This is a genomic window from Erwinia sp. 009765445 (assembly GCF_058137865.1).
In genome coordinates, this window is the sequence record NZ_JBYUWC010000019.1 from 95,578 (window position 1) to 107,095 (window position 11,518).

Consider the following 11,518-nt stretch of genomic DNA (forward strand, 5'->3'; position numbering starts at 1 on the left):
GGATTATTCTGCGCTCGCCAGTTCGGGTGCGGGCTTCCGCCGCAATTTGTCCATGTAGAGATAAACCACCGGCGTGGTGTACAGCGTTAACAGCTGGCTCATTACCAGGCCGCCGACGATGGTGATCCCCAGCGGCTGGCGCAGCTCCGCACCGTCTCCGGAGGTCAGCACCAGCGGCAGGGCACCAAACAGCGCGGCCAGCGTGGTCATCATAATTGGCCGGAAACGCAGCAGGCTGGCCTGGAATATTGCGTCCCGGGCGGTGAGATCGCCGTTACGCTGGGCGTCCAGCGCAAAATCCACCATCATGATGGCGTTCTTCTTCACGATGCCGATCAGCAGCAGAATACCGATCAGCGCAATCAGACTGAACGGGGCATTAAACAGCTCCAGCGCCAGCAGCGCTCCCACGCCTGCCGAGGGCAGGGTGGAGAGGATGGTCAGCGGATGAACGTAACTCTCATAAAGTATCCCCAGCACGATATACACCGTGGCAATGGCGGCCAGAATCAGCCACAGCTGGCTGCTCTGCGTCTGCTGGAACACCTGCGCGGTCCCGGCAAAGCTGCCGCGCACGCTGTTCGGCACGCCCAGCGAAGTCATGCTGCGGTCAATGGCATCGGAAGCCTCAGAGAGCGAGACGCCTTCCGGCAGGTTAAAGGAGATGGTGGACGCCGCCGACAGCCCCTGATGGTTGACCGACAGCGGGGAGTTGGCCGGTTGCCACTTCGCGAAGTACGACAGCGGAATGGCCTTGCCGTCATTGTTAATCACGTACATCAAATCCAGCGAGCTGATGTCCTGGGTGTAGCGCGGATCCACTTCCATCACCACTTTGTACTGGTTCAGCGGCTGGTAGATGGTTGAGATCTGCCGCTGGCCGAAGGCGTTATTCAGCAGGCTGTTAGCGTCAGACACGTCAATTCCCAGCCGCGCCATGCTTTCGCGGTCATAGGTCAGCGCCATTTCCGAGCCTTTGTCCTGCTGATCGGAGTTAACGTCTGCCAGCTCCGGCAGCGCGGCGAAGGCCTGGCGGATTTTTGGCTCCCAGAGGCGCAAATCGTCCAGGCTGTCTGACAACAGCGTGTACTGATAACCGGCATTGGATTCTCGTCCTCCCACGCGCAGATCCTGCACCGCCTGCAGATAGAGGTTGGCTCCCGGCTCTTTCGCCAGCTTGGTGCGCAACCGGGCGATCACTTCCTGGGCGTTCTCACTGCGCTCGGTCAGCGGCTTCAGCGAGATAAACATCGAGCCGCTGTTGGTGCGCGATCCCCCGGTAAAGCCCACCACGCTTTCCACCGCCGGGTCATCGCGAACGATTTTCATAAAGTCTTCCAGCTTGCCGCGCATCGCCTGGAACGAGATGCTCTGATCGGCCTGGATAAAGCCCATCAGCCGCCCGGTGTCCTGCTCGGGCATAAATGTTTTCGGAATGGAAACGTACAGGTACATTGTCAGGCCGATAGTGGCGATAAACACCAGCAGCGTCCAGCGCGCGTGGTTCAGTACCCAGTTCAGCGAGCGGCCATAGCCCTGCTGCAATTTCACCAGAAGCTTGCCGAAGCCCTTCAGCCGCGGCTGCTCGCGTTTCTGTGGATGTGCCTTCAGCAGACGGGCGCACATCATTGGCGTCAGCGTGATAGAGATCACCAGCGAAATGGCGATAGAGACCGAGAGGGTGAGGGCGAACTCTTTGAAGAAGCGCCCGATCAGGCCGCCCAGCATCAGCAGCGGCAGGAATACCGCAATCAGCGACAGGCTCATCGACAGCACGGTAAAGCCCACTTCACGCACGCCCTGCAACGAAGCCTGCAGCGGCTTCATTCCGGCTTCCACATGACGGGAGATATTCTCCAGCACCACGATGGCATCATCCACCACAAAGCCGGTAGCCACGGTCAGCGCCATCAGCGACAGGTTATTCAGGCTGAAGCCGCACAGGTACATGGCTGCAAAAGTGCCAATCAGCGAGACGGGAACGGCAACCGCCGGGATCAGCGTGGCGCGACCGGAACGCAGGAACAGGAACACAACCAGGATCACCAATCCGACGGAGATCACCAGAGACTGTTCCACCTCAGCCAGTGAGGCGCGGATGGTGGGCGAACGATCCTGCGCCACATTCATATGGATCGATGCCGGAATGACTTTACTCAGCTCCGGCACTTCCGCGCGGATCCTGTCCACGGTGTCGATGATGTTCGCTTCAGGCAGCTTGCGGATCAGCACCAGGATGGCCGGTTTCGCGTTGGCCATACCGGCGTTGCGGACGTCCTGCACCGAGTCAGTGACGTTTGCCACATCCTGCAGGCGCACCGCCGAGCCGTTGCTGTAGTGCACCACCAGCGGCTGATAGTCTGCGGCGGTTTGCAGCTCATCGTTGGTTTTTAACTGCCAGCGCTGGTTGAGATCTTCAATCGCGCCCTGCGGACGGCGCTGGTTGGCGTTGGAGATGGCCTGTCGTACGGCATCCAGTGACACGCCCTGATTAAACAGTGCCTGCGGATTCAGCTCCACCCGCACCGCAGGCAGCGAGCTGCCGCCGATGGTGACGTCGCCGACCCCGTCAATTTGCGACAATTTCTGCGCCAGCTGGGTGGAGGCGTAGTCATACAGCTGCCCCTGGGAATAAGTGTCCGAAGTCAGCGTCATGATCATGATCGGCGCATCGGAAGGATTGGCCTTGCGATAGGTCGGACGGCTCGGCATGCCGCTTGGCAACAAGCTCTGTGCCGCGTTGATCGCACCCTGCACGTCACGGGCAGCGCCGTTGATGTCACGGTCGTAATCAAACACCAGGATAATGCGCGTGCTGCCGAGTGAGCTGGTGGAGGTCATCTCCGTCACGCCAGCGATCCGGCCCAGCGAGCGTTCAAGCGGAGTGGCAACTGACGAGGCCATGGTTTCCGGCGAAGCCCCCGGCAGCGAAGCCGAAATCATGATCACCGGGAAATCGACCTGCGGCAGCGGGGCCACTGGCAGCAGCCTGAAGCCGAGAATACCCGCCAGCGCAATGGCGATGGTAAGCAGGATGGTCGCTACCGGGCGGTGAATAAACAGCGCAAAAAATTTCACTGCGCTTCCTCCCGCTTAAAGCGGCGGCGGGTCGCGTGCGCCAGACGGTCAAACAGCAGATAGATCACCGGCGTGGTGAACAGCGTCAGCACCTGGCTGACCACCAGGCCACCCACCATGGCGATGCCCAGCGGACGACGCAGTTCGGCCCCGACGCCGCTACTCAGCATCAGCGGCAGCGCGCCGAGCAGGGCCGCCAGCGTGGTCATCAGAATTGGACGGAAGCGGAGCAGGCAGGCCTGATAAATCGCTTCATAAGGTGCCATGCCCTGTTCCCGCTCCGCAGCTAGTGCAAAGTCGATCATCATGATGGCGTTTTTCTTCACGATGCCGATCAGCAGGATAATGCCGATTATTGCGATGACATCCAGCTCGCAGCCAGCGATCATCAGCGCCAGCAGCGCCCCCACGCCCGCAGTGGGCAGCGTGGAGAGAATGGTGATCGGGTGGATAAAGCTCTCATACAGCACGCCCAGCACGATATACATCGCCACCACTGCCGCCACAATCAGCCAGACGGTACTGGAGAGCGCGGCCTGGAAGGCCAACGTGCTGCCCTGGAACTGGGTCATGATTTCCGACGGCATCGCCAGATCTTTCTCGGCCTTGATGATAGCGTTGACCGCCTGCTCCAGCGAATAGCCGTCGCTGACGTTGAACGAGAAGGTGGTGGACGGGAACTGGTCGAGATGGTTGATACTCAATGCGCCGTGACGTTGTTCCACTTTTGCAATTGCGCTGAGTGGCACCACGCTACCCGTGCTGCTGTTCAGGCGAATGGCATCCAGCGAAGCCAGCCCCGGCGTGGCGGTGGTGTCGTCCTCCAGCACCACGCGATACTGATTAGCCTGGGTATAGATGGTAGAAATCAGGCGCTGACCGAAGGCGTTATACAGGGCGTTATCCACATCCGCCATGGTGATCTCCAGGCGGCTGGCGTTATCGCGGTCGACGCGGATAAAGGCTTCCAGCCCCTGATCCTGCCAGTCGCTGCTGACATCCTGCAGTTCAGGCAGTTTCGCCAGTTCACTGGTCAGCTGCGGTACCCACAGGCTCAACGACTCCAGCGATCCGGCCTGCAGCGTGAACTGGTACTGGGTGCGGCTGGCGGTGGTATCGATCGTCAGATCCTGCACCGGCTGCAGGTACAAATTGATGCCCGGAAGCCGTGACACCTCATCCTGCAAACGCTTAATCACTTCCGGGATCCGGTCATCACGTTCATCAAGCGGCTTGAGATTGATCTGCAGCCTGCCGCTGTTCAGCGCCGGGTTGGTCCCGTCCACGCCGACGAATGAAGTCAGGCTTTGTACCGCCGGATCTTTCATGATGATTGAGGCCACTTCCTGCTGCCGCTGGGCCATTTTGGCGTAAGAGATCGACTGAGGAGCCTGCACTGTGCCCTGGATGATGCCGTTATCCTGTACCGGAAAGAAGCCTTTCGGGATGGTGATCCACAGCAGCACGGTGATCGCCAGCGTACCCAGCGCCACGCCGAGCGTCAGCCACGGGTGGTTCAGCACCCGGCGAAGCCAATGGCCATATACGGCAATCACACGGTCAAACATCGCCTCACTGGCGCGCGAGAAGCGGTTCTGTTTACGCAGCGACTCAGCGCTGAGCATTCTGGCGCACATCATTGGCGTCAGCGTCAGCGAGACCACGGCCGAAATCAGAATGGAGACTGCCAGAGTAACGGCAAACTCGCGGAACAGCCTGCCGACAATATCGCCCATAAACAGCAGCGGGATCAGTACCGCAATCAGCGAGAAGGTCAGGGAGATAATGGTGAAGCCGATTTCCCCGGCACCCTTCAGTGCGGCGGCCATGGGCTTTTCGCCTTTTTCGATGTAGCGGGAGATGTTTTCGATCACCACTATCGCGTCATCGACCACGAATCCGGTGGCGATGGTCAGCGCCATTAGCGTCAGGTTATTAACCGAGAAACCCAGGAAGTAGATCGCTGCAAAGGTGCCGACCAGCGACAGGGGCACGGCCATGGCAGGAATAATGGTGGCCGGGACGTTGCGCAGGAACAGGTAGATAATCATCACCACCAGCGCAATTGCCAGCATCAGCTCGAACTGCACGTCATGTACCGAGGCGCGAATATTGGTGGTGCGATCGGTCAGTACTTTTACGTCGACGGATTTTGGCAGCGTGGCGGTGAGTCCCGGCAGCATCTGGCGGATACTGTCGGCGGTGGTAATGATGTTCGCGCCGGGCTGGCGTTGAACGTTCAGCACGATGGCAGGCTGGCGGTTAGCCCATGCGCCCAGCCAGCTGTTTTCCGCGCCCTGTTCTACGGTTGCCACATCGCGCAGCCGCACCGGAGAACCGTTCTGATAAGAGACGATCAGCTGGCGGTAATCTTCGGCAGATTTCATCTGGTCGTTGGCGGAAAGGGTGATCGAACGTTCCGGACCGTCAAGGCTGCCTTTCGCCGAGTTGACGTTGGCATTGCTGATAGCGGTGCGGACGGTCTCACTGTCCAGCCCCAGCGCGGCCAGTGCCTGCGCATTCAGTTTCACCCGCACGGCCGGACGCTGACCGCCTGAAAGGGTGACCAGGCCGACGCCGGAAACCTGTGAGATTTTCTGTGCCACCCGCGTCTCCACCATATCCTGCACCTGGGTGAGCGGCATGCTGGTGGTGGTAACGGCCAGAGTCATGATCGGCGGATCTGCCGGATTAACTTTGTTGTAGACCGGCGGGTTGGGCAGGTCGGAAGGCAGCAGGTTGGTGGCCGCGTTGATCGCTGCCTGCACTTCCTGCTCAGCGACATCGAGTGAAAGCGTCAGTTGGAACTGCAGCGTCACCACCGAGGCTCCCCCGGAGCTTTGCGAGGACATCTGCTTCAGGCCTGACATCTGGCCGAACTGACGCTCCAGCGGGGCGGTAATCGAAGAGGTCACCACATCCGGACTGGCACCGGGATAGAGCGTGACCACCTGAATAGTCGGATAGTCCACTTCCGGCAGGGCTGAAACGGGCAGGGCGCGGTAGCCGATGATCCCGGCAAGCAGGATCGCCACCATCAACAGGGTGGTGGCAACCGGGCGAAGAATAAACTGGCGGGAAGGCCCGCCGCTGGAGCTGGGTGGCATGACCTGCATCAGGAGCTGGCTCCTTTGGCAGGCTGGGCGATCTTACCGGAAGTCAGCGGAGTGGACTGTGGCGCAACCACTTCGACTTTCGCACCTTCGGTCAGGCGGTCGATGCCGTCGGTGACAACTTTATCTCCGGCATCCAGACCGGCTTTAATCACCACTTTCTGACTGTCCTGCAACCCGGTGGTCACCAGCTTCTTGCTGACCTTGTTCTCTTCGTTCACCACCCAGACGAAGTTGCCTTCGTTACCCATCTGCAGCGCCGCAGCCGGGATGACAATGGCATCCTGCAGGGTGCTGACCTTCAGGCGGGCATTGACGAACTGATTAGGGAACAGCATGTCGTCGGTATTGGTGAAGCGGGCTTTCAGTTTTACCGTGCCGGTGGTGGCATCAATCTGGTTGTCCATGCTCAGCAGCGTGCCGCTGGTCAGCAGGGTTTTATTGCTGCGGTCCCAGGCTTCCACCGGAATGGGCTCGCCGGTTTTCTGCGCGGTCAGAATGGTACCGATTTCATTTTCCGGTAGGCTGAACACCAGATCGATCGGGTGAGTCTGGGTGATCACCACAATGCCGTTGGTGTCGCCGCTGGTGATGTAATTGCCGATATCAACCTGCTTCAGGCCGACACGGCCAGAGATTGGGGAAGTGACACGGCTGTAGGCCAGATTCAACTGGGCGCTGGCGACGCTGCCTTCATCGGCTTTAATGGTGCCCAGCGTTTCGTTAACCAGCGAACGCTGGGTATCCATTTCCTGCTGTGAGACAAGATTGGTTTTTGCCAGCTTCTCATAGCGGACGAGATCGCGGCGGGCATTAGCCAGCGTGGCCTGATCTTTTGCCAGCTGCCCCTGCGCCTGAGTCAGCGCGACCTGATATGGACGGGGATCTATTTCTGCCAGCAGTTGCCCGGCTTTTACTTCCTGCCCTTCCGTAAAGTGCAGCGCCATCAGGTCGCCGTCCACGCGGCTGCGGAGGGTGACGGTATTGGCTGCCGTCACGGTGCCCAGACCGGAAAGATACTGAGGAACGCTCTGACGAACGGCTTCAGCCGCCTGTACCGGGGCCAGTGCGCCGGTTCCGCCGCGTCTGCCACCGTCCGCTTTAACTCCGCCAGCCCGTTGATGTCCTGCCCCTTTACTGCTTTCCGGCGCTGTTGCATTGTGGCTGTGCCACCAGTACCAGCCACCGGCGGCGACAGCGGCCACCACAAGGATCGGTAAAATTTTACGGGAACGGCTTTTGCTGTTCATAGTTGTTGTTAGCTCTCCGGTAGCAAGTCTGGATATCCACGAGGGTCTGCAAAGGGCGACCCCTAAGCTTTTTAGTTTAGCGAGTTTAACGGCTTCAAAATTGAAGGAAATAAGGATAACTGTTCAGTCCGTGTAAGTATTCACAACCTGAAAATCTTTTGCCACAAATCAACGAAGCGGTTTGTCCCAGGTTTGCTACGCTGTAGTCACGCACGAAACCATTCAACTCAGGAGAGTGATTATGAGTCAATCAGAACACCGTTCACTGGGCCGCAGCGGCATCAAAGTTCCCACCCTGACCTTTGGCGGCAACGTATTTGGCTGGACAGTCGATCAGAAAACGTCTTTCTCGCTGCTGGATGCGCTGGTGGAGAAGGGGTTGTATTTCATCGATACCGCTGATGTGTACTCACGCTGGGCACCGGGTAATAAAGGCGGCGAGTCTGAGACCATTATCGGTAACTGGCTGAAGCAGAGCGGCAAGCGCGACCAGATAGTGCTGGCAACCAAAGTCGGTATGGATATGGGCGAGGGGAAAACCGGTCTGGCACCGGCTTACATCCGCCAGTCAGTGGAAGATTCGCTGCGTCGTCTGCAGACCGATTACATCGATTTATATCAGGCGCACCGCGATGACAGTGACACACCGCTGCAGGATACGCTGAAGACTTTTGATGCGCTGATTAAAGAAGGCAAGGTGCGGGCGGTTGGCGCTTCCAACTATTCCGCCAGCCGTCTGGCTGAAGCGCTGAAGGTCAGCAAAGACAACGGGATTGCCCGCTATGAAACCCTGCAGCCGGAATACAATCTCTATGACCGCGAAGAGTATGAAAGCGGCCTGGAGAAAGTTGCGCACGATAACGGTCTGGCGGTGATTAACTACTACTCTCTTGCCAGTGGCTTTCTCAGCGGTAAATACCGCAAGCCGGAAGATGCCAGCAAAAGTAAGCGGGGTGACGGCGTGGTGCAGAAGTACCTGAACAAGCGTGGGCTGAGTATTCTGGAAGCGCTTGATCAGGTTGCTCAGGCGAATAACGCCACGCCAACACAGGTTGCGCTGGCCTGGCAGATTGCCCGCCCGAGCATCACCGCACCTATCGTCAGCGTGACTTCACTGGTGCAGCTCGATGAGCTGACTAAAGCCGCCACGCTGAAGCTCAGTGATGATGACATCCGCGAGCTGTCGGAAGCCAGTAGTTACTGAATCAGGCTAACTTCAGTGGGTCAGCCGCTGAATAAGGGCTTTATCAGCGGAACATCACCTGAGCCCAGCGGGCCAGACCGGCGGTGACGGAACCAAAGTCATCGCCACTGGTCAGCGGGATATCAGGCAACTGCTGTTGCAGCGCCTGTCGCAGAACCGGCGAGCGGGCGCTGCCGCCAGTCAGATAGATCACATCCGGCCGGGTGCCACTCTCGTCCAGCGCCAGTTTTACCTGCTCCTGAATTCTTTCCAGCGGCTGCGCAATTGCGGCTTTCAGCGTATCCACGGTGATTTCCGTTGCCAGCGACTGCTCAATAAAGTTCAGCGAGGAAAGCGTCTGCGGCTGTTCAGACAGCGCAATCTTGCTCTCTTCCGCCGCACGGACCAGACGATAGCTCAGGCGCTGCTGCCAGACTTTCAGCAGGCGCTTCACCTTCTCCGGCTCCTGCGCGTCGCGGATCAAATCCTGAATCAGCTTGCGGCTGGTGGTCGCGTAGAAGTCGCTCTGTGCCGGAACGTCGTTGATCGCCACGGCGTTCCACCAAGGCAGCGCGGGCAGGGCGATACCTTTCTCCGTTGCGCCACCCAGGCCCAGCAGCGGCATAAGCTCTTTAAAGGCCAGCATAATATCCAGATCGTTTCCGCCCACGCGGCAGCCGCTGTGCCCCAACAGGCTGCCGTTGCGGTCAGATTTATCCTGCCATTGCGGGCCCATCAGCAGCATCGAGCAGTCGGTGGTTCCCCCGCCGATATCCACAACCAGCACGCGCGTCTCCGCCTGCAGGGTCGCTTCATAATCCAGTCCGGCAGCAACCGGTTCAAACTGGAACGCCACTTCTTTAAATCCTGCACGGCTGGCCGCGCGGGCCAGGATGCCCTGCGCCTGGCGGTTGGCTTCATCGCCACCCAGCCCCTGGAAGTTGATTGGGCGGCCAATCACCGCCTGGGTGATGCTGTCATTTAACTGCTGTTCTGCTGTCTGGCGGATATGCAACATCATCGCGCAGACCAGATCCTCAAAAAACGCCACCTGCTGCGGCTTCAGGCCGCTGGCACCGAGAAAGGATTTCGGGGATTTGACGAACCAGACGTCTTCCGGATCGGCCATATAGTGAGCCAGTGAGGCCAGACCGAACTGCACGCTGGCTGGCATGACTTCAATATCTTCTTCCCGGTTGAGTGTGATGGCCCGACGTAGGATCGCCTGGGTATCCGCATCCGGCGTGGGCACCTGGTGGTGACGGAACAGCCACTCGCTGACCGAATCGCGGGTCGGAGCACACAGCATAGAGGGCAGTAATGTGGAACCGTTTTCCAGCGGCAGCAGTGCTGGCATGCCTTCGCTCATAATGGCTACCGAGCAGTTTGCCGTACCGTAATCAAAGCCGATAAACATTCGTCCCCCTCAACTGGCTATGAAAAAAAGGGGGCGACTTTAGCCCAGGCCCGAAAAGAGAGCAAGAACCTTGCGCTATTTTATCGCAAAGTAACTGTTGTTCAGCAGCGCGCTGAGCGGCTGCCTGTCGGCGATTGCTCCGCCCCAGACGCTGTCCACGCCAATGGTGGAGAGGGTGGTCAGCGCCACAGGGAGTTCGGTCGGGCCAGCCAGTGTGGCGATATTCAGGCGCTGAGCGTGACCCTGCAGGATGGACACCATCATTTCATCCATCAGGTTGCAGTGGACGTTGGCAATCAGGTCGTGACTCAGGATCAGATAGTCAATCAGTTCGACGGGGAGCTGGTTAAAGGCATCCAGATTGCGGCCAAAGTTGTTCAGCACAATGCCACAGCCACTTTCCCGCAGGTGCTCAACGTTTCGTCGCGTCTGTTCATCCGCATTCAGCAGGGCCTCTGACGGCAGCGAGAAATACAACCATTTCCCTGGCAGGTTGGCGCCCGCTTAGTGCTGTCGTTTCAGCAATAAAACTCTCATCGTGCAAACCGGCAGCAGAGAGTGTCAGGATCACAGTCAGTTCTTTGCCGATCACACCAGCAGCGTATTGCTGGAAGAACTCCACCACCAGTTTGCGATCCAGTGCGGCCATCAGATCGTCATCGTGCAGTCCGGCGCGGAAACTGACTTCATCAATTTCCTCATCATATGGCTGGGGATAATTGCCAGCAGAAACGGCAGCCAGGGGATATTAGTGACCACGCCGCCATTTTCAGAACTCATATCCAGCAGATTCAACGCCAGCATCAGCATCATCATGGAGAGCGTGGCGAGGAAGACAATAAACGCCTCAAGACGCGGCAGCCGGACTGCGCTGTAGAACAGGACGACCATCACAAAGGTGAAAGGCAAGGGTAGATAGCGCAGTACGCAGTAACACACCACCGTGCTCAGCAGCGTCAGCAGGGTTTCAAACAGCTGATTCTGGTTGATGGCTTTACGCAGATAGTCCCGCTGCCACAGCAGGCAGACCGGACCCAGTGCCAGCATGCCGATGCCTTCGGAGATCACCCAGATGGAGAAAAAACGGAAGCTGGCGCGCCCGCTGGCGCTGAGCATCCAGCAGGCAAGCAGGCCACCCACCAGTGGCGCGAACAGTCCGACCATATATGGACGCCCCGGGTGTTACAAGTACTGGTTCGATACGGTTTGCGACCATATATCCGGCGTCGTTAGTGGGTTAATTTACCCGCGCCATGATGTTATCCGAGCCCTGTTTCCTTATCACTACACCGGTATATGATTACCCAGGTCAACTTCAGGCTGTTACAGGGACGGTAGCCGTTTTCTCATCAGTGCCTGCAAACTCAGTTAAATAAGTTTCTGTAAATTGCTGTTTTTAGCTAATTCATCGCAACGGCCTTCTGCATATTAAAATCAACCCCATCTGTCAGCACACGCCAGATAATTCTCGTCAGTT

8 protein-coding genes are annotated in these 11,518 nt (G+C 58.4%); 1 reads left to right on the forward strand and 7 read right to left on the reverse strand.

The window, feature by feature from the left end; genetic code table 11:
• Positions 1 to 3: 3 nt before the first annotated feature.
• From mdtC to AC3Y5R_RS19495, 3 genes are read right to left on the reverse strand one after another with little or no spacing between them, the layout of a single operon-like run.
• Positions 4 to 3,078: a multidrug efflux RND transporter permease subunit MdtC gene (mdtC, locus tag AC3Y5R_RS19485; protein ID WP_489922701.1), complete on the reverse strand. Its 3,075-nt coding sequence runs from the start codon at positions 3,076 to 3,078 to the stop codon at positions 4 to 6.
• Positions 3,075 to 6,194: an MdtB/MuxB family multidrug efflux RND transporter permease subunit gene (locus tag AC3Y5R_RS19490; protein WP_489922702.1), complete on the reverse strand. Its 3,120-nt coding sequence runs from the start codon at positions 6,192 to 6,194 to the stop codon at positions 3,075 to 3,077. The genes mdtC and AC3Y5R_RS19490 overlap by 4 nt, the downstream gene beginning before the upstream one ends.
• The gene (locus AC3Y5R_RS19495; protein WP_489922703.1) at positions 6,194 to 7,441 is read right to left on the reverse strand and encodes an MdtA/MuxA family multidrug efflux RND transporter periplasmic adaptor subunit; all 1,248 of its coding nucleotides are present in this window, start codon (positions 7,439 to 7,441) and stop codon (positions 6,194 to 6,196) included. The genes AC3Y5R_RS19490 and AC3Y5R_RS19495 overlap by 1 nt, the downstream gene beginning before the upstream one ends.
• Before the next feature lie 241 nt (positions 7,442 to 7,682).
• On the opposite strand from AC3Y5R_RS19495, the gene AC3Y5R_RS19500 reads away from it, so the two are divergent.
• Complete coding sequence (locus AC3Y5R_RS19500; RefSeq protein WP_489922704.1) at positions 7,683 to 8,645, forward strand: aldo/keto reductase; 963 nt, start codon at positions 7,683 to 7,685, stop codon at positions 8,643 to 8,645.
• A gap of 43 nt (positions 8,646 to 8,688) precedes the next feature.
• Here AC3Y5R_RS19500 and yegD read toward each other — a convergent pair whose 3' ends face one another.
• The 4 genes from yegD to AC3Y5R_RS19520 form a co-directional block, all read right to left on the reverse strand.
• A complete protein-coding gene (yegD, locus tag AC3Y5R_RS19505; protein ID WP_489922705.1) occupies positions 8,689 to 10,041 on the reverse strand; it encodes a molecular chaperone in 1,353 nt (450 codons plus the stop codon).
• A 75-nt stretch (positions 10,042 to 10,116) separates the two neighbouring features.
• Positions 10,117 to 10,518, reverse strand: a complete 402-nt coding sequence (locus AC3Y5R_RS19510; RefSeq protein WP_489922706.1) for an EAL domain-containing protein — start codon at positions 10,516 to 10,518, stop codon at positions 10,117 to 10,119.
• Complete coding sequence (locus tag AC3Y5R_RS19515; protein ID WP_489922707.1) at positions 10,475 to 10,690, reverse strand: hypothetical protein; 216 nt, start codon at positions 10,688 to 10,690, stop codon at positions 10,475 to 10,477. The genes AC3Y5R_RS19510 and AC3Y5R_RS19515 overlap by 44 nt, the downstream gene beginning before the upstream one ends.
• Positions 10,690 to 11,205, reverse strand: a complete 516-nt coding sequence (locus AC3Y5R_RS19520; protein WP_489922708.1) for a hypothetical protein — start codon at positions 11,203 to 11,205, stop codon at positions 10,690 to 10,692. The genes AC3Y5R_RS19515 and AC3Y5R_RS19520 overlap by 1 nt, the downstream gene beginning before the upstream one ends.
• Positions 11,206 to 11,518 lie beyond the last annotated feature (313 nt).